Origin of the sequence: Halorubellus salinus (assembly GCF_020567525.1) — an archaeon.
Lineage (GTDB): Archaea > Halobacteriota > Halobacteria > Halobacteriales > Natrialbaceae > Halorubellus > Halorubellus salinus.
The window spans coordinates 567,563-584,666 of sequence record NZ_JAJCVI010000001.1; the positions used below are offsets into that span (position 1 = coordinate 567,563).

17 protein-coding genes are annotated in these 17,104 nt (G+C 69.5%); 9 read left to right on the plus strand and 8 right to left on the minus strand.

Annotation, left to right across the window (positions count from 1 at the left end; genetic code table 11):
- The first annotated feature begins 204 nt into the window (after positions 1–204).
- Complete coding sequence (locus tag LI336_RS02855) at positions 205–1,314, plus strand: NAD(P)/FAD-dependent oxidoreductase (RefSeq protein ID WP_227131110.1); 1,110 nt, start codon at positions 205–207, stop codon at positions 1,312–1,314.
- Between the two features lie 61 nt (positions 1,315–1,375).
- On the opposite strand, the gene LI336_RS02860 is transcribed toward LI336_RS02855, so the two are convergent.
- Positions 1,376–2,137, minus strand: coding sequence for a hypothetical protein (locus LI336_RS02860; RefSeq protein ID WP_227131111.1), 762 nt, complete (start codon positions 2,135–2,137; stop codon positions 1,376–1,378).
- A 68-nt stretch (positions 2,138–2,205) separates the two neighbouring features.
- Between LI336_RS02860 and LI336_RS02865 the strand changes: the two genes are divergently transcribed.
- A complete protein-coding gene (locus LI336_RS02865; protein ID WP_227131112.1) occupies positions 2,206–2,412 on the plus strand; it encodes a hypothetical protein in 207 nt (68 codons plus the stop codon).
- 90 nt (positions 2,413–2,502) lie between these two features.
- Here the strand turns inward: LI336_RS02865 and LI336_RS02870 are convergent, their stop codons facing one another.
- The 3 genes from LI336_RS02870 to LI336_RS02880 form a co-directional block, all read right to left on the minus strand.
- Positions 2,503–3,135: a uracil-DNA glycosylase gene (locus LI336_RS02870; protein WP_227131113.1), complete on the minus strand. Its 633-nt coding sequence runs from the start codon at positions 3,133–3,135 to the stop codon at positions 2,503–2,505.
- A gap of 73 nt (positions 3,136–3,208) precedes the next feature.
- Positions 3,209–3,481: a DUF7976 family protein gene (locus LI336_RS02875; RefSeq protein WP_227131114.1), complete on the minus strand. Its 273-nt coding sequence runs from the start codon at positions 3,479–3,481 to the stop codon at positions 3,209–3,211.
- Positions 3,482–3,484: 3 nt separating this feature from the next.
- On the minus strand, positions 3,485–4,540 hold the full coding sequence (locus tag LI336_RS02880) for an Mrp/NBP35 family ATP-binding protein (RefSeq protein ID WP_227131115.1): 1,056 nt from the start codon (positions 4,538–4,540) through the stop codon (positions 3,485–3,487).
- A 163-nt stretch (positions 4,541–4,703) separates the two neighbouring features.
- Between LI336_RS02880 and LI336_RS02885 the strand changes: the two genes are divergently transcribed.
- The 4 genes from LI336_RS02885 to gatE all read left to right on the plus strand — a co-directional run bounded on the left by LI336_RS02885 (position 4,704) and on the right by gatE (position 9,448).
- Positions 4,704–5,192, plus strand: coding sequence for a pyridoxamine 5'-phosphate oxidase family protein (locus tag LI336_RS02885; protein ID WP_227131116.1), 489 nt, complete (start codon positions 4,704–4,706; stop codon positions 5,190–5,192).
- A gap of 138 nt (positions 5,193–5,330) precedes the next feature.
- A complete protein-coding gene (locus tag LI336_RS02890; protein ID WP_227131117.1) occupies positions 5,331–6,743 on the plus strand; it encodes a class II fumarate hydratase in 1,413 nt (470 codons plus the stop codon).
- Between the two features lie 161 nt (positions 6,744–6,904).
- Positions 6,905–7,138, plus strand: coding sequence for a transcriptional regulator (locus LI336_RS02895; RefSeq protein WP_227131118.1), 234 nt, complete (start codon positions 6,905–6,907; stop codon positions 7,136–7,138).
- 438 nt (positions 7,139–7,576) lie between these two features.
- Positions 7,577–9,448, plus strand: a complete 1,872-nt coding sequence (gatE, locus tag LI336_RS02900; protein WP_227131119.1) for a Glu-tRNA(Gln) amidotransferase subunit GatE — start codon at positions 7,577–7,579, stop codon at positions 9,446–9,448.
- Positions 9,449–9,482: 34 nt separating this feature from the next.
- Here gatE and LI336_RS02905 read toward each other — a convergent pair whose 3' ends face one another.
- The 3 genes from LI336_RS02905 to LI336_RS02915 all read right to left on the minus strand — a co-directional run bounded on the left by LI336_RS02905 (position 9,483) and on the right by LI336_RS02915 (position 12,783).
- On the minus strand, positions 9,483–11,231 hold the full coding sequence (locus LI336_RS02905) for a PAS domain-containing protein (RefSeq protein WP_227131121.1): 1,749 nt from the start codon (positions 11,229–11,231) through the stop codon (positions 9,483–9,485).
- A gap of 138 nt (positions 11,232–11,369) precedes the next feature.
- Entirely contained in the window at positions 11,370–12,164 is a 795-nt protein-coding gene (locus tag LI336_RS02910) for an RNA methyltransferase (protein WP_227131122.1), read from the minus strand.
- Between the two features lies 1 nt (position 12,165).
- The gene (locus LI336_RS02915) at positions 12,166–12,783 is read right to left on the minus strand and encodes a DUF8114 family protein (protein ID WP_368408337.1); all 618 of its coding nucleotides are present in this window, start codon (positions 12,781–12,783) and stop codon (positions 12,166–12,168) included.
- Positions 12,784–12,910: 127 nt separating this feature from the next.
- On the opposite strand from LI336_RS02915, the gene folP reads away from it, so the two are divergent.
- From folP to LI336_RS02930, 3 genes are all read left to right on the plus strand, one after another.
- A complete protein-coding gene (folP, locus tag LI336_RS02920) occupies positions 12,911–14,113 on the plus strand; it encodes a dihydropteroate synthase (RefSeq protein ID WP_227131123.1) in 1,203 nt (400 codons plus the stop codon).
- Between the two features lie 132 nt (positions 14,114–14,245).
- Complete coding sequence (locus LI336_RS02925; protein ID WP_227131124.1) at positions 14,246–14,977, plus strand: 6-hydroxymethylpterin diphosphokinase MptE-like protein; 732 nt, start codon at positions 14,246–14,248, stop codon at positions 14,975–14,977.
- Between the two features lie 208 nt (positions 14,978–15,185).
- Positions 15,186–16,571, plus strand: coding sequence for an FAD-binding oxidoreductase (locus tag LI336_RS02930; RefSeq protein ID WP_227131125.1), 1,386 nt, complete (start codon positions 15,186–15,188; stop codon positions 16,569–16,571).
- A 32-nt stretch (positions 16,572–16,603) separates the two neighbouring features.
- Here LI336_RS02930 and LI336_RS02935 read toward each other — a convergent pair whose 3' ends face one another.
- On the minus strand, positions 16,604–17,092 hold the full coding sequence (locus LI336_RS02935) for an SHOCT domain-containing protein (RefSeq protein ID WP_227131126.1): 489 nt from the start codon (positions 17,090–17,092) through the stop codon (positions 16,604–16,606).
- Positions 17,093–17,104 lie beyond the last annotated feature (12 nt).

Below are 17,104 nucleotides of genomic sequence, written 5' to 3' on the forward strand. Positions count from 1 at the left end.
TACGGCTCCTGTTGGCAGTCGGAGACCTCCTTCGTGGAATGCGGTTCGTCGCCGCGTCCGTCCGACGGTCCGGCACGGGAAGCGTCGGCCGCCGAACGGTCGGGTCCCGGATTGCGCTTCTCGAAGGACGGTCGTCGTCTCCGGTGAACGGCTTGGTTCGGAGCGTTGTTGTGGTTTTAGGTTTGGAGGACGTACTATCACTCGATGCATACGAGCGAGCGATTCGACTTCGACGTAGCCGTCGCGGGTGGTGGCCCGGCGGGGCTGACGAGTGCGCTGTACGCGACGCGACTGGGGCTGGACACGGTCGTCGTCAACCGCGGCGGCGGTCGTGCGGCGATGATGACGGATACGCATAACGTCATCGGCGTGACCGAGGACGTCTCCGGGAACGAGTTCCTCGCGACGGCGCGCGAACAGGTGGAGTCCTACGGCGCGGACTACCGGCGCGGCTTCGTCGAGGACGTCCGGTCGCTGCCAGACGCCGACGGGTTCGAGGTCGTCACCGACGACGGGACGTTCCTGGCGAAGCGCGTGGTGTTGGCGACGGGGTTCGCCGACGAGCGACCGGACCCGCCGCTCCCTCGTACTGGGAAGGGCTTGCACTGGTGTCTACACTGCGACGCCTACATGTTCGTCGACGAACCAGTGTTCGTGATGGGCACCGGCGATTCCGCGGCGTACGTGGCGATGATCATGCTGAACTACACCGACCGCGTCGACCTCCTGACGCGGGGCGAGACGCCCGAGTGGTCCGACGAGACCGCGGAACTCCTCGACGCACACCCCGTCGACGTGCTCGACGCCGAGCTCGTCGGCAAGGAGACGAACGACGACGGCTGGTTGGAGGCCTTCGAGTTCGCGGAGCCGGTCCCGACTCGCGACGGCGAGGGCGAAACGACGGTTCGAGCGTACCGCGGCGGGTTCCCGATGCTGGGGTCGAACTACCACGCCGAACTCGCCGAGTCGCTCGACGTCGCACGGAACGACGACGGGACCGTCGCGGTCGACGAGCACGGCGAGACCAGCGTCGACGGCGTCTACGCTGTCGGGGACCTCACGCCTGGCCACAACCAGATTCCGGTGGCGATGGGCGAGGGCGCGAACGCCGGTATCGCGCTCCACAAGGACCTCCGGACGTATCCGCGGTCACTCGAGGACGTGCGGGCCGACGGCCCGGTCGAGGCCGAGGACGTGCCTGCGCTGTCGGCGTCGCTGTTGGAGACCGCGGTCGCCCATCACGGCCACGCCGGTGGTGCGCGTGCGCCGACCGGGGACGCCGACTCCGAGAGCACGACCGCCGCGGACGACTGACTGGAGCGCTCGAGCGTAGCTGGCGTCGGTCCATCCGGCCGTCGTCTCGGAGCGGTCGTCGTCATTCGCGAACGAGTTCGGGGCCGTCGCCGGTCTCGCGGACGGCGAGCGCGAGGTCGTCGAGGACCGCGGCGGTCCGCTCGGGGACGACGCGGTCGGCGTGCTGGCGGGCGCGTATCTGGGCGACGGTCGCGCGGAGCCCGGGGACGCTGTCGATCCGAGGGTACGTGGGGGCGAACCCGACGTCGACGCCGGCGTCGACGCCGCGCTGGGCGAGCGTCTCGACGGCGGGCGTGGTGTATGCGTCGTCGAAGTCGACGGGTTCGCCGAACGCGGCGCCCCAGACGGCGCCGTCGGTGCTCGGGCCGAGGACGACGTCGGACCGGCGGAGCTTCATGCTCGTGGAGTCGACGTCCTTCCGGCCGAACAGCGGCGCGGTGCCGTCGAGGGCGAGCACCGAGGAGACCTCGGGGTCCTCGCGGAGCAGGTGCGTGACGGTGTTCCCGACGCGTGCGTCGAACGTCGACCCGACCTGGACCTCGAACCGGACGTCGTCCGCGTCGAAGTCGAGGACGCTGCTGGCGAGCGCGCGTACCTCGGCTTCGGCGGGCGTGTCCGTGACGTGCTCGTCGGGGAGGGTGTCGTCGCCGCGGTGGTTCACGAGCGTCTCGCCGCCGGAGGCGTCGACGGCGGCGAGCGTGTCCTGGAGACTGGCCTCGTAGAGGTCGGCGGCCTCGGTCGCGTCGAGGGGGCCGTCGTCGACGAGCGAGTCCAGGACGAGTCCGGGGCGTGGCGGGTCCGCGAGCACGGCGACGAGAGTCATAGCACACGGTCGGGTCGCGCCGTCCTTCAACCCGCCGTTTTATGTCCGCGCTGATGGAACTCCTTGGCGTGAATCGACTTCGACTCCTCGGACTCCTCGGGTCGCTCCTCGTCGCCCTCGGTGGCGTGGGGTCGCTGGCCGCGTTCGGCCTGCGCGTGGGCGACTTCCGTCCCGTCTCCACGGGCGCCGTCTTCGCGCTCGTCGCACTGCTCGCCGTCGGCGTCGTCGTCCTCGGAAGCGCCGGCGCGCGAACGCGGAAGACGAGGTACTGGTAGACGACTCGCGGTCGCCTCCCACTCGCCCACTTCTTTCGCTTCCGAGACTCCTTCGCTTCCGGGACCCTCTCGCTTCCGGGACCGTCCGGCTTAGCGCTCGCGCCGTCCCTTCGTCTGCCGGTAGTCCGACGCCATGAGTTCCGCGAAGAACTCGACGAACGCTTGCTCGTCGTCGTCGGTCATCGTGTCGGGCGCCTTCATCGGTGCGAGCTCGAAGCCCCGGCCGCGGACGCTCGTCGCGTGGTGCTCGTCGACGCTGAGTTCACTCGCTGGCGTCGTCGTGTACTCCTCGGCGATCTCCGCGAGTGCGCGCTCGCCGACGGGGACGAGTATCTCGGGGTTGATCATGCGGAGCTCGGCGTTCAGGTACGGCTCGCAGTTCCCGACCTCCTCGTCGGTCGGGTCGCGCTCGGGGTGATGACAGCGCGCGATCGACGTGACGTACGCGTTCGAGAGGTCGGGTTCGGCTTCGGGGCTGGCGCTCGCGCAGAGCATGCAGCGTTCGAGTATCCGTCGGAACCGGTCGCCGCCGGCGTCGTGGAACGCCGGGATGCCGGACTCGTCGGCGCCCGCGCCCGGAGCGTCGACGACGAACAGGAAGTCCGCGCCGACGTCGCCGTAGCCGTGCACGACGGTCGTTCGCGTCTCGCAGAGCGCGGGACAGTTCCGGCAGTCGTCGTCCATCCCGAACGGGTTCGAGGTCTCCAGCTGGTTCGCGTCCACGCTCGGTTCGTGGGCGCTCGGGGCGATAAGTCGTGGGGGTTCGAGTCGCGACCTGGACGGCGCTCGCTCGGCGTCAGCGCCCGAGCCCGCCGCGTTCCTTGACCTCGAGGATGAACTTGACGTTCTGCATGACCTCCTCGGGCGTGGTGTCCTCGTCGGGGTCGTAGATGTCGCTCGTGCGGTAGAGGACGTTCGCGAGCTGCTCTGACTCGCTGGTGTCGCCGCGGACGTCGTCGGCTATCTCGCGGAGGAGTGCGGCGCGCTCGGGGTCGGCATCGAACGCGTCGTCGCCGCTGTCAGGAGCGTCGACGTCGGGGTCGCGGCCGGGAGCGTCGTCCTCGGGCATGGGTTACCGGTCGGCGACGGTTCGCGTGGTGTGTTCGCGACGGCGGACGATGCCGGTGTTGTTCGCGACGTTCCGCGCGATCTCGCGGAACGCCTCGCCGGTCGCGGAGTCGTCGTCGAGGACGATGGGGGCGCCTTCGTCGCCGCCGGTGCGGACCGCGGGGTCGAGGGGGACGCTCCCGAGGAACGGCATGTCGTGGACGTCCGCGAACTGCTGGCCGCCGCCTTCGCCGAAGATGGCGTGTTCGCCGCCGCAGTCCGGGCAGACGAAGGTGCCCATGTTCTCGGCGATGCCGAGGACGTTCGTGTCGTGTTTGCCGAACATCTCCAGGCCTTTGCGGGCGTCGTCGAGCGCGACGTCCTGCGGGGTGGTGACGATGACGGCGCCCGTGACGGGGACGGTCTGGAGGAGCGTGAGTTGCGTGTCGCCGGTTCCCGGGGGGAGGTCGACGATCATGTAGTCGAGGTGGCCCCATTCGACGTCCTCCCAGAGTTGCGTGAGGACCTTGTGGACCATGGGGCCGCGCCAGATGACGGGGTCGTCCTCGCCGACGAGGAACGCCATCGACATGAGCTTCATCCCGTACTTCTCGGGTGGGACGAGCGTCTCGTCGCGCGTCGCGCCCGGCGGCTCGTCGGCGTCGACCATCCGTGGGACGTTCGGGCCGTAGACGTCCGCGTCGAAGAGGCCGACGCGGGCGCCCATCTTCGAGAGGCCGGCGGCGATGTTGACGGCCATCGTGGACTTGCCGACGCCGCCTTTGCCGGAGGCGACGGCGATGACGTTCTCGACGTTCGCGAGGACGTCGTCGTCCGCTGCGAGGCCGGTGTCGACGTTCGCGGTCAGGTTCACGTCGCGGTCGACGTTCCCGATGGCGTCGCGGACGGCGTCCGCGATACCGGTCTCGGTGGGCGAGTACGGGGCGCCGAGCGCCAGGTCGACGTGGATGGTGTCGTCGTCCACCTCGATGCTGTTGACGAGGCCGAGGGTGACGATGTCGTCGCCGAGGTCCGGGTCCGTGACGTCCCGGAGCGCGTCGCGGATGGCGTCTTCGTCCATGCGCGTTCGTCGGGGCGAAAGAGCGAAAAGGGTTGTGTTACGCGGACTTGCGTCGACGGCGACGGTTCGCGGTCGCGCGACGCGAGCGCCGGGCCGGTCGACGTCTCCCAGCGACCGGGAACGACGAGGCACCGTTATTGTGCCACGGTACCAAATAGCACGTATGTCCGGAAAGCAAGCCACCTCAATGGACGCGCTCGACATCGCATCGTTCCTCGACGACCACGGCACGGGCGTCCTCGCGCTCGCGAAGGACAGCGACGCGTACGCCATCCCCGTCTCGTACACGTTCGACGAGGACGACGAAGCGATCTACTTCCGGATGGGGTTCGCGCCTGGGAGCCAGAAACGAAAGTACCTCGACGACACCGACCACCTGTCGTTCGTCGTGTACGCCGACACCGACGACGGCTGGAAGAGCGTCGTCGTCGAAGGGACCGCGGAGACCCTCGGGACCGATTCGCTCGACGCCGCCATCGTCGAAGCGATGCAGGGACTGGACATCCCGTACTATCAGGTCCACGAACGCCCGGCGACCGACGTCCAGTTCCGTATCGTCCGCGTCCAACCCACCCGCATGAGCGGTATCGTCGAAGGGGAATCGAAGCGCAAGCGGACGCCGGCAGGGAACGTCGAAGACGGCAGCAAGTGACCGGTCGCTCGCCACCACCCACGGGTTGCCGCGACGACGCGCCCGTCTCGGACCGATGGCTTCCGTCCGCTCGATATCGATAGCCCCTCGCTGCCGCGGACCGATGGCTTTTACGCCGGGCGAGTCGACGCTTCGCGTATGGCAGACGACGAGGACTACCGGACGGAACGGGACAGTCTCGGCGAGATGCAGGTACCGGCGGACGCGTACTGGGGCGCCCAGACTCAGCGCGCGGTCGAGAACTTCCCCATCTCCGGCATCTCGTTCGGGCGACGGTTCGTGCGCGCGCTCGGCGTCGTGAAGAAGGCGTCGGCGCAAGCGAACCGCGACCTCGGGCTCCTCGACGAGGAGACCGCCGATGTCATCGTGGAGGCGGCCGACGAGGTCATCGCGGGCGAGCACGACGACCAGTTCCCCGTGGACGTCTTCCAGACGGGGTCGGGGACGTCCTCGAACATGAACGCGAACGAGGTCATCGCGAACCGCGCCGCGGAACTCAAAGGCGCGGAGATCGGTGACCGCGTCGTCCACCCGAACGACCACGTGAACTACGGCCAGTCGAGTAACGACGTCATCCCGACCGCGATGCACGTCGCGAGCCTCGAAGCCGTCGAGAAGGACCTCATCCCCGCACTCGATACGCTCCGCGAGTCCCTCGACGAGAAGGCCGACGAGTTCGACGACGTCGTCAAGACCGGGCGCACGCACCTCCAGGACGCGACGCCCATCCGCCTCGGCCAGGAGTTCGACGGCTATCGCACGCAGGTCGAGAAGGGCCTCGTGCGCGTCGACAACGTCCGCGAGCACCTCGCGGAGCTCGCGCTCGGCGGGACCGCCGTGGGGACGGGCCTGAACACGCACCCGGACTTCCCGGGGCTCGCCGCGGAGTACATCACGAAGGAGACGGGCGTCCAGTTCCGCGAAGCGGACTCGCACTTCGAGGCGCAGGCCGCGCACGACGCGATGAGCGAGGCCCACGGCGCGCTCCGGACCGTCGCCGGCTCGCTGAACAAGATCGCGAACGACCTCCGCCTGCTCGCCTCCGGGCCCCGCAACGGCCTCGGCGAGCTCGAGCAACCCGAGAACCAGCCGGGGTCGTCGATCATGCCCGGGAAGATCAACCCGGTGGTCGCCGAGGCCGTCAACCAGGTCCACAAGCAGGTCGTCGGGAACGACGCGGCGGTGTCGGCGGGCGCGGCGGAGGGGCAGATCGACCTGAACCTCTACAAGCCCGTGCTCGCGCACAACTTCCTGCAGTCCGCGGAGCTGCTGTCGAACGCGAGCGAGGTGTTCGCGCGCCGGTTCGTCGCGAAACTCGAAGCGAACGAGGAGCATTGCGCGGAGCAGGTCGAGCAGTCGATGGCGCTCGCGACCGCCCTGAATCCGGCTATCGGGTACGACAAGGCGAGCGAGGTCGCGAAGACCGCGCTGAAGGAGGACAAGACGGTGAAGGAGGTCGTCCTCGAGAAGGGGTACCTGAGCGAGGACGAGGCCGACGACGTCCTGGACCCGGTCGCGATGACCGAGCGCGTCATCCTCGGCGACGACTGACCGGCGGGATTCGCGCCCGTAGAAAGCTTTATATTTCAGTATCGTCGCGCCGCGGTGGCTCGAACCCGCAAGACGGCGTCGACTTACGATTCGTAACCGAACGCCGCCGTGGACCCGAACAATCCACGGGTGTTATTACGTGCGAGTGAGATAATCCAGCCATGCACACCTGTCGTGACTGCAACGAGAGCTTCGCCACAGAACTCGCGCTCGAACTTCACCGAGACAAATGCGACCGAGCGGACCTGTTCTGTGAGGTATGCGGGAAGCGATTCGGGGAGTCCGCGGCGACGCGAGACGGCTGGCACTATACCTGCCCGACCGAGGACTGCGAGGGACAGGGCATGGGCGACCAGATAAAACGCATCGAGGACATCCGCGCCGCGACCCAGTAGGCCGACGAACGTACGACCAGCGACGCGTCCGTGTTAGCCGAGGCCGACGGCCTTCGTTCACCGTACGGTAACGGGTCGCGAACGGCCGCGAACGGCCCGTTATTCGCGATGCTCCGAGGCCACGCCTCGGTGACGCCACCGACGGTTCAACGGGTCGGCGACGCGACCAGGACGCAGTCACGACACGACGCTCAGCGCTTCTCTCGTAGTCACGAGGAAGCATCCCACCCTTCTTCGTCGGTCCTGCGGGCCGCGGGCCCGACCGACGACCGTCCCTGCCCGTGGGAGTCCTCACCGGCGGTGATGGCATCGCCGCTCGTCGACCCGCGCGCATAGCGGGTCGGTCGTTCGTCCGCGACGACGCTGGGATCGTCCGGGGGTCGCGATGCTGGCCGGAACTGGACGGTTTTTTACCCCTCGGCCGCGGACCGTCTCGTAATGACCGAGTACGATTACGACGAGCTCGGACTCGTCGCCGGCCTGGAGATACACCAGCAGCTGGACACGGCGACGAAGCTGTTCTGTTCGTGTCCGACGGAGCTGCGCGAGCCCGAGGAATCGGTTCGTTCGTTCGAACGGTACCTGCATCCGACGAAGAGCGAACTCGGGGAGATAGACGAGGCGGCCCTGGAGGAGAGTCAGGTCGAGCGCGTGTTCGAGTACCTCGCGTACGATTCGACGTGTCTCGTCGAGGAGGACGACGAACCACCGGCGCGCGTGGACGCGGAGGCGCTGTCGGTGGTCCTGGAGATCGCACAGCTGATGGACATGACGCCGGTGGACGTCGCGCACGTGATGCGCAAGCTCGTCGTCGACGGGTCGAACACGAGCGGGTTCCAGCGGTCGATGGAGATCGCGACCGACGGCGAGATCGAGACGAGCGAGGGCGCGGTCCGGGTCGCGGACCTGATGCTCGAGGAGGAGTCCGCGCAGCGCGTCGAGGAGCGCGAGGACGGCGTGACGTACTCGCTGGACCGCCTCGGGATTCCACTCGTGGAGATCGGGACGAAGCCCGATATCTCCTCGCCCGAGCAGGCGCGGGAGGCCGCGGAGCGCATCGGGATGCTCCTTCGGTCGACGGGGCACGTCAAGCGCGGACTGGGGACGATCCGGCAGGACGTGAACATCTCCATCGCCGAGGGTGCGCGCGTCGAGGTGAAGGGCGTCCAGAGTCTGGACGACATCGACGACATCGTGCGGAACGAGGTCGGCCGGCAGGTCGCGTTGCTCGACGTCAAGGACCGGCTCGGCGAGCGCGATGCGACCGTCGGCGAGCCCGTGGACGTGACCGAGACGTTCGCGGACACCGACAGCGGCGTGGTCCGTGGCGCGCTCGATTCCGGTGGCGAGGTCTGGGCGGTCCGACTCGAGGGCTTCGACGGGATCGTCGGCGAGGAGATACAGCCCGACCGGCGACTCGGCACGGAGCTGTCCGACCACGCGAAACGCCACGGCGCGGGCGGAATCTTCCATACGGACGAGCTGCCGGCGTACGGCGTCACCGAGGAGGAGGTCGTGGCGCTCCGCGAGGCCGTGGACGCTGGCGAGGGCGACGCGGTGGCGATGGTCGCCGCGGACGTGGACGTCGCCGAGGCCGCGGTCGAGGCGGCCGCGGACCGCGCCACGGTCGCGCTCGAGGGCGTCCCGGAGGAGACGCGTGGGGCGAACGACGACGGGACGACGCGGTACCTGCGGCCGCTCCCGGGTGCGGCACGCATGTATCCGGAGACGGACGTCCCGCCCGTGCACCTGGACCCGAGCGACGTCGACGAACCCGAGCTGTTGACGGCGAAGGTCGGCCGCTACCAGGACGAGTACGGCCTGGACGCTGGCGTCGCCGAACAGGTGGCGTACGGCGCGTACATGCCGTTGTTCGAGTCGCTCGTCGACGACGACGGCGTGGACGCGACGCTCGCGGCGACGACGCTCGAGTCGACGCTCACGGCGCTCCGACGCGACGACGTCCCGACCGACGAACTCACCGACGCGCACCTGCGGGACGCCATCGCGCTCGTCGACGCGGGCGACGTCCCGAACGAGGGCCTGGAGGACCTCCTGACGGCGCTCGCGCGCAACCCCGGGTGGTCGGCCGAGCAAGCGGTCGAGGAGGAGGACCTCGGTGGCGTCGCCGAGGACGAGGTCCGCGAGGCGGTCGTCGAGGTCGTCGAACGGAACGGCGACCAGGTAGACGAGCAGGGCATGGGCGCGTTCTCGGCGCTCATGGGCGAGTGCATGGGTGCGCTCCGCGGGAAGGCCGACGGCGACCTCGTCAGCGAGGTGCTGCGCGAGGAGATCCAGGCGCGAGCCTGAGTCGAGGCACGCCAGGCGTCCGGGTCGCACCGAGTTACATCGGGTCGAACGCCAGGTCGGCGGTCCACCGCGGGAGTTCGACGACGAATATCGCGCCGCTCGGGTCGTTGTCCTCGACGTGCACGCTCCCGTCGAACTCGTCGACGAGGCGGTCGACGAGGAAGAGACCGACTCCGGTTCCCGAGGATTCCAGGCCCTTCTCGTCTCGACCGAACACCTTCGTCTTGCGGTCGTCGGGGATGCCCGGGCCGTTGTCGGCGACGCGAACGGTCACGGTGTCGTCCGTCGCGGTCGCACTCACGACGACCTCGGGGAGGTCCTGGTCGTTGTGCTGGACGGCGTTCTTCAGGAGGTTCCGGAACACCGAGTGCAGCATCTCGTTCGCGCGCACCGCGACGTCGGGGAGGTCGCCGTCGATGCGCGTGATCGCTCGCGGGAACGCGGCGTCGACGTCCGCGAGTTCGTCCTCGAGGACGCCCGCGACCGGCACGGGTTGGAGGTGCTCGGTCTCGTCGAGGACGACCGTCATGAGGTCCCGGAGCGTCGCGGTGAGGTCGACGACGTGCTGGGCGCGTTCGCCGACCTCCTCGACGAGGTCCGCGCCTTCGTCGTCGGCGACGTGCTCCGAGAGCAGGTCGAGGACGGCGAGGACGACCGTCATGTCGTTCCGGATGTCGTGACGGAGGATGCGGTTCAGGAGTTCGAGTTGCTCCGAGCGCGCTTCGAGCCGGGCCTCGTAGGCGACCTGATCGGTGACGTCCCGACAGATACCGATGGTGCCCGCAAGTTCCCCGCCCTCGTAGAACGGGATGCGCGTCGTCTCGAACACGACCTCGCCGTCGTCCGTCGGGATGCGTTCCTCGTACGTGACTCGGCGTTCCTCCTCGAGCGCGATCCGTTCGCGCTCGCGGACGCGGTCGCCGACCTCGGGACCGAACAGTTCCTGGTCGGTCTTCCCGAAGACGGCCTCGGTGTCGCGTCCGGTGTAGTCCGCGACGGCGTCGTTCGCGAGCCGATACCGGCCCTCGCAGTCCTTGATCATCACCGCGTCGTTCGCGTTCTCGACGATGGTCTCGTATCGCTCGAGTTCGCGCTCGCGCTCGACGTCCGTCGTGACGTCCCGCGAGAACACGCTCATGCCGTGCTCGTCGGGATACAACCGGACTTCGACCCAGTAGTCGAGCGGGTCGGGGAGGTAGGTGGTGAACGTCGTCGATTCGCCAGCGTCCATCGCCGCCTCGTACCGCGCTCGGAGTTCCGTGATGGCGTCGGTGTCGAACACGTCCCACACGCTCTGTCCGACGATGTCCGCCGCCGGAACGCCCGTCCGTGACGCCATCTGCTCGTTCCAGTACGTGACGCGCCACTCGTCGTCGACCGCGTAGAACGACTCGCTGATACGACCGAGGATGGTGCCGACGCGCGGCGTGTTCTCGAGTCGTTCCGTGACGTTGCACGCTTCGATGATCGCTGCGGCGTCCGCTGCGTCGACCGCGGTGACCTGCAAGTGGTACACGCTTGGGGCGTCGCCCGTCACGGTCAGTTCCGCGTCCGCCTGGTCGACGCCGTCGTCGACGACCTGCTCGACCGCGTCGCCGACGCGGTCCACGCCGGCGGTCTGCCCGACAGCGTCGCCGAACACGGTCCTGACGTCCGCGCCAGCTGTCGCGGGGAAGTGCTCCTCGAACGCCGGGTTGGCGTACGCGATGTGACCGTCGGCGTCGAGGACGGCCGCGGCCAGGCCGACGTGCTCGGCGAGCGTTCGCGCCGCTGTCTCGGTCATGGCAAGAGTTGCGCCCCGTGTAAGGTTAAACGACAGGGCCGAAGACGAGCGTCGTGGCGAGCACCGGTGGGGCCGAAGACGAGCGTCGCGAGCCCACGTGCGGGCGCGACGACGGGCCGCCCTGGTGTCGAATCCGCGTCAGTCGTCGTCGCGCTCGGGGTGCTCGCTCGCCCGCCGGAAGATGCCGGTGAGCGTCGACACCTCGCGCTCGGTCGGATGGGTGCGCGAGAGGAGCCGTCGTATCATCCGCGTGGTCTTCTGGCGTTTCGCCTCCGGGTGATTGATGGCGTCGAGCACGCCCTCGAACTCCGTGTAGAGACGTTCTATCTCCCGCTCACTGGCGCGTTCGCGCTCCCGGTCGGGGTGCTGGGTCTCGCGGACGGTCGCTTCGCGCATCTCGTAGAGCGTGACGGTCGCGGCCTGCCCGAGGTTCAGGACGGGGTAGTCCGCGCTCGCGGGGATGGAGGAGATGGCGTCCAGGCGCTCGAGTTCGTCGTTGTCGAGCCCGCGGTCCTCGCGGCCGAACACGAGGCAGACGTCCGCGTCGACGCCCGCGAGGTGTGCCGGGAGCTCCGCGGGCGTGAAGAACGGGTAGCGGACGTGACTCCGGCAGTCCTCGTTCGTCGTCGCGGTACAGCCCACCGTGTAGTAGCTCTCGACGAGGTCGTCGAGGTCGACCTCGGTCGCACCGGGCATGACGTCCTCGCGGGCGTGCCCGGCGTAGCCGTACGCGACGCCGTCGGGGTCCCAGACGTCCTCGGGCGGGTCGACGAGCAGGAGGTCGCGCATCCCGAAGTTCTTCATCGCTCGCGCGATGGTCCCGACGTTCCCCGGGGTCTGCGCGCCGACGACCGCGACCGCGGGCGCGTCCTCGCCGTGGAGCGGGGGAGCGTCGTCCCGCTCGTCGCCAGCGGGTGCGTCGTCGTTCCTCATGTCAGGAGGGATAGTCCGCGTCCAGGTCGAGGTCGTCGAGGTCGAGGTCGTCCTCGTCGTCCGCGTCGTCCGCGTCAGCTCCGTCGGCATCGGGTCGCGGATCGGGTGCCTCCTCTATCTCGCCGGTGCGGAGGTCGATGCGTCGTTCGACGACCTCGCGCGTCCCGAGGTCCTCGTCGTCGGGGTCGGGCATCTCGGTCTCCGGGAGTGCGCGCGGGTCGGTGTCGACGTGCTCGACGCCACCGTAGCCGTCGGGCGCGCGCTCGCCGCTGGCGAACCACTCGTGGAACGCGTCCTCGAACCGCTCGGTCTCGGCGTGCTCGATACCGCCGGCTTCGCGGAACCAGTACATGAAGTCGGGTTCGTGCTCGTCGCAGAGGGTGACCTCGGAGAGCGCTTCGCCGTACACCACGGTCGCTTCGTTGCACGCCTCGAGGTTCTCGTCGCCGTGGATCAGCCAGCACGCGTCACACGGCGACCCGTAGAGGACGCCCACGCGGACGAGTCGCCGCCGGGTGTCCTCGCGCATCTCGTCGAACGGGCGGACGTCGCCGTCCTCGGTGAACACCTCGTCCTCGTCGAAGCGCCACCCTCGCAGCCCGATGCTCACCTTGCTCATGTCGCGTCGTAGCGCGCGAACGGTCAAAAGGGCCGCGTCTCGGCTGCGCCGCCAGCGGCGAGTGTGGCGCTCGCGGCGGGCTTCCCCGAACGGTCCGTTTTTGGTCGGGCCACACTCGCCTAGAGGTATGGACAACGTCGACGCCGCGGGTCTCGGTATCGGAGACGACCACCCGCCGCGCGTGATGGGCGTACTGAACGTGAGCAAGGAGTCGCCGTACGACCCGAGCGTGTTCGACGACCCCGGCGAGGCGGCGGCGTACGTGGACGAGGCCCTCATCGGGGAGGGCGCGGACATCGTGGACGTCGGGCTGGAGTCCGCGAACAAGAAGTTCGACGTGCTGAGCGCCGAGGGGGAACTCGACCGCCTGGACACGGCCGTGGAGACCCTGGAGTCGACGTCCGGGGACGCAATCTGGTCCATCGAGACGCGGTACGCCGAGGTCGCCGAGGCGGCGCTCGACGCGGGGTTCGACATGGTGAACGACATCGCGGGGTTCGCGGACCCCGACCTCCCGGCGGTCTGCGAGGAGTACGACGTCGCGGTGGCGAAGATGGCGAGTCCGCCGGACCTGACGCGACCGGGCGCGGTCGAGGAGACGCCGTGGGCCGAGCGCAAGGGCGCGGTGTGGGCGGACGCGGCGGACTACGTCGACATGGTGTACGAGGCCCTCAAGCAGAACGGCTTGACGGACAAGACCATCGTCGACCCGGCGTTCGGCGGGTGGTCGGAGGCCCAGACCATCGAGCAGGACCGCGAGGCGTTCCGGCGACTCCGCGAGTTCCGCGGGCTCGGGAAGCCGATGCTGGTCTCGATCAACCGGAAGAACTTCCTGCGGTCGCTGACCGGGCGGTCCACGGAGGACGCGCTCGCGTCGTCGCTCGCGGCGACGTCGATGGCGGTCGAGCGCGGCGCGCACGTCGTCCGAACGCACGACGTCCGGGAGACCGTGGACGCGGTCGCGGTCGGCCACGAGTTCGCGCGCGACCGCGTTCGCGACGGCGACGGCGGGGCCGCGGACCCGCACGTGGAGGAACTCGACGTGACGACGACCGGAGAGGCTCACCGGCACGCCGAGCGACTGGACGTCGACGCCGGCATCGCCGGTGAGAGCGTCGCGCGCGTGTTCGAGGTCGCTGGCGTGGACGACTCGACTGCCGACCGGTTGGCCGCCGCGGCGGAGGACGCCGGTGTGGCGTACGCCCCGACCGGCGACGGCTGCGTGCTCGCGGGCACTATCGCAGCGTTCGACCGGCTCTGCGCCGATTCCGAGGGTTCTGAAGGGCCGTACGCGGCCGTCCTGGGCCGTCTACAACAATCCGGCTACTAAGAGAAAACTTATGCCGGAGGGGTAGAAATGGGTGAGTGGAAGCCGGTAGGGCCTCACGGGTAGGGGTACACGTGGAGGCTCGGCCGGCCCACACCAACGGATTATCTTGACGCTAGCTCGTTAGCGACAGCTATGGACTTCGAGACGTTCGAGCCGGCGTACGAGGCGGTGCTCGCTGACTTCGGGTTCGACCGGGCGAGCGACGAGCACGCGCGGGACGTCCTCGCCGACCTGGCGCCGCGCGGGGTGCTCGCCGCGTTCGAGGCCGTCCTGGGCGGCCGCGACGTGGCGGTGGTGGCACCGGGACCGTCGCTCGCGGCCGACCTCGACGCGGTTGCGGCGGCCGCGGATGACACCGAGGGTGCGGTGCTCGCGGTGTCCTCGGCGGCGCCAGTCCTCCGCGAGCACGATGTCGCGGTGGACGCGTACGTCACGGACCTGGACGCGGACCCCGAGCTCGCGCCGGTGCTGACGGCTGAGGGCGTGCCGTCGGCCGTGCACGCGCACGGCGACAACGTCCCCGTGGTCCGCGACCTGATGCCCGAGTGCGACCGCGAGCACGTCCTCGGGACCACGCAGGCCGCGCCCCGTCCGGACGCCGGCGTCGTCAACGTCGGCGGGTTCACGGACGGCGACCGCGCCGCGTTCCTCGCGGACCACGTCGGCGCGCGCTCGCTGTCGTTCCCCGGCTGGGACCTCGACGACGACGCCGTCGGTCCGATGAAGGCGAAGAAGCTCGCGTGGGCGCGCCGCCTCCTCGCCTGGCTCGAACGCGACCGTAGCGTCCGCCTCGGGACCGACGAGCGGTTCGCGGTGCTCGACGGCCACCGGGACGACGTCGACCTCTCCTTCGTCGAGCGGTGAGTTCGGTCGCTCGTCCGCCGAGCGGTCACGCCCACGCGGGGTTTACGTATCATGTAAACCTTCGATGCCTCGGCGTCCCGGAGCGCCCGCCTGGGCTGCGTGGTCGAGCGGGTGAGCGAGCGTGCGAGGTCTGGTCGAGCGGGTGAGCGAGCGTACGGGGTCTGGTCCAGGGCAAACGATACGGGTTCGGCGTGCGTGGGTCGAGACCATGAGTCACGACGTGTCGTTCCTCGAGGACCTCGAGGTCGACGGCGAGACGTCGACGTCGGCGGGGACGCGCGAATCGCACGCCGCGGACTGGGGGACGGCCGACGGCGACGGCGTCACGCCGGACGCCGTCGTCTATCCCGGGTCGACCAGCGACGTCTCGCGGGTGCTTTCGGCCGCGAGCGAGCGCGGCGTCCCGGTGACGCCGTACGCCGCCGGTACGGGCCTGGAGGGGAACGCCGTCCCCGTCGACGCGGGCATCAGCATGGACCTCTCGCGGATGGACGCCATCCTCGACGTGCGCCCGGGCGACTTCCAGATGGACGTCCAGCCGGGCGTCATGGGTTCCGCGGTCGACGACCGCGCGGGCGAGGACGGATTGTGGTTCCCGCCGCTCCCGTCCTCGGGCGACATCTCCACCACCGGTGGGATGGTCGCGACCGACGCGGGCGGCATGGGGACCGTGAAGTACGGCGAGGTGGCCGATTGGCTCGTTCGCCTGGAGGTCGTGCTCGCGGACGGGACGATAGTGGAGACGGGGACGCGCGCGGTGAAGTCGAGCGCCGGCTACAACCTCACGGAGCTCGTCGTCGGGAGCGAAGGCACCCTGGGGGTGGTCACCGAGGTGACGCTCGAACTCGACGGGCGGCCGCGACAGGTTCGCGGCGGCCGCGCGGTCTTCGCGGACCTGGACGACGCTGCGGCGGCGGTCACGGACGCCGTCCAGTCCGGGGTCGACGTCGCGAAGCTCGAGCTCGTCGACGAGACGAGTGCGCGGATGGCGAACGCGTACGCGGGCACCGACCTCCCGGACGCGCCGACGGTGTTCGTCGAGTTCCACGCCGACCACGGCGTCGACGAGGAGGTCCGGTACTGTCGGGAGGTATTCGACGCGCACGACCCGCTACGGTTCGAGCTGGCGGCCGACGGCGAGGGCATGAGCGACCTCTGGCAGGCGCGCAGGGACCTCGCGTTCGCCATCCGGAGCTACGACCCCGAGTTGACGCCGCTGCATCCCGGCGACGTCACGGTCCCCATCAGCGAGTACGGCACCATCGTCCGGTACGCCAAGCGCCTCGCCGCCGAGCACGACGTCGTCGTCCCGTGCTTCGGGCACGCCGGCGACGGGAACGTCCACTACTCGGTCCTCGTCGACGAGGACGACCCCGAGGCAGTCGCGGTCGGCGAGGACGTCTATCGACGCATCGTCGAGAAAGCGATCGACCTTGGCGGAACGTCGACGGGCGAACACGGCATCGGGCGCGGAAAACGCCAGTACCTCGAACGCGAACGCGGCCCCGGCGCCGTCGACGCCATGCGGCGCGTCAAGCGCGCGCTCGACCCCGACGGCATCCTCAACCCCGGGAAGGTACTCCCCGAGGACTGAGCGCAGCGCAGTCACGTCCGAGCGACGCCCGATCAGGTCTCGTACTCGCGTGCTCGCTCGCGGTCGCTACGGGCTGCGCGGTCGGTCGCGCGAACGCCCTCGCGGTCGACGCGGTCGCGGACGTCCTCGACCGACTCGTTCTCCAGCAGGGTCGCGGTCCGGCGCTCGAACTCGGCCTCGTCGATCTCGCCGCGCGCGTACCGGCCCTTCAGTTCCTCCAGCGCCGCCTCGTCGTCGGACTGCGTCTCGGGTGTCCGTCTCGCCCCACCGAACAACCGTCCGACGAACGACTGGGCCGCCGAGTTCTCCGAGAGCACGCCGGCGAGGGGCAGGAGGAGCAACCAGCCGACGACGAATATCGGCGCGGTCAGACCGCCGTAGCCGACGACCGCGCTGGTGACGCCGAGGCCGAGCGTGCCGACGGCGATGACGCCGGCCAGGGACTCCAGGATCTCGTGGCCGACCGCCTGCGCGTCGCGGTCGCCGTCGTCGGCGACGGCTCCGGGTTCGGGGTCGCTCATGGACGCGAGTAG

Excerpts from the sequence above, each read along its gene's own strand:
- LI336_RS02855 (WP_227131110.1), top strand. The coding sequence starts at position 205 with ATGCATACGAGCGAGCGATTCGACTTCGACGTAGCCGTCGCGGGTGGT.
- LI336_RS02860 (WP_227131111.1), bottom strand. The coding sequence starts at position 2,137 with ATGACTCTCGTCGCCGTGCTCGCGGACCCGCCACGCCCCGGACTCGTC.
- LI336_RS02875 (WP_227131114.1), bottom strand. The coding sequence starts at position 3,481 with ATGCCCGAGGACGACGCTCCCGGCCGCGACCCCGACGTCGACGCTCCT.
- LI336_RS02880 (WP_227131115.1), bottom strand. The coding sequence starts at position 4,540 with ATGGACGAAGACGCCATCCGCGACGCGCTCCGGGACGTCACGGACCCG.
- LI336_RS02885 (WP_227131116.1), top strand. The coding sequence starts at position 4,704 with ATGTCCGGAAAGCAAGCCACCTCAATGGACGCGCTCGACATCGCATCG.
- LI336_RS02890 (WP_227131117.1), top strand. The coding sequence starts at position 5,331 with ATGGCAGACGACGAGGACTACCGGACGGAACGGGACAGTCTCGGCGAG.
- LI336_RS02895 (WP_227131118.1), top strand. The coding sequence starts at position 6,905 with ATGCACACCTGTCGTGACTGCAACGAGAGCTTCGCCACAGAACTCGCG.
- gatE (WP_227131119.1), top strand. The coding sequence starts at position 7,577 with ATGACCGAGTACGATTACGACGAGCTCGGACTCGTCGCCGGCCTGGAG.
- LI336_RS02905 (WP_227131121.1), bottom strand. The coding sequence starts at position 11,231 with ATGACCGAGACAGCGGCGCGAACGCTCGCCGAGCACGTCGGCCTGGCC.
- LI336_RS02910 (WP_227131122.1), bottom strand. The coding sequence starts at position 12,164 with ATGAGGAACGACGACGCACCCGCTGGCGACGAGCGGGACGACGCTCCC.
- LI336_RS02915 (WP_368408337.1), bottom strand. The coding sequence starts at position 12,783 with ATGAGCAAGGTGAGCATCGGGCTGCGAGGGTGGCGCTTCGACGAGGAC.
- folP (WP_227131123.1), top strand. The coding sequence starts at position 12,911 with ATGGACAACGTCGACGCCGCGGGTCTCGGTATCGGAGACGACCACCCG.
- LI336_RS02925 (WP_227131124.1), top strand. The coding sequence starts at position 14,246 with ATGGACTTCGAGACGTTCGAGCCGGCGTACGAGGCGGTGCTCGCTGAC.
- LI336_RS02930 (WP_227131125.1), top strand. The coding sequence starts at position 15,186 with ATGAGTCACGACGTGTCGTTCCTCGAGGACCTCGAGGTCGACGGCGAG.
- LI336_RS02935 (WP_227131126.1), bottom strand. The coding sequence starts at position 17,092 with ATGAGCGACCCCGAACCCGGAGCCGTCGCCGACGACGGCGACCGCGAC.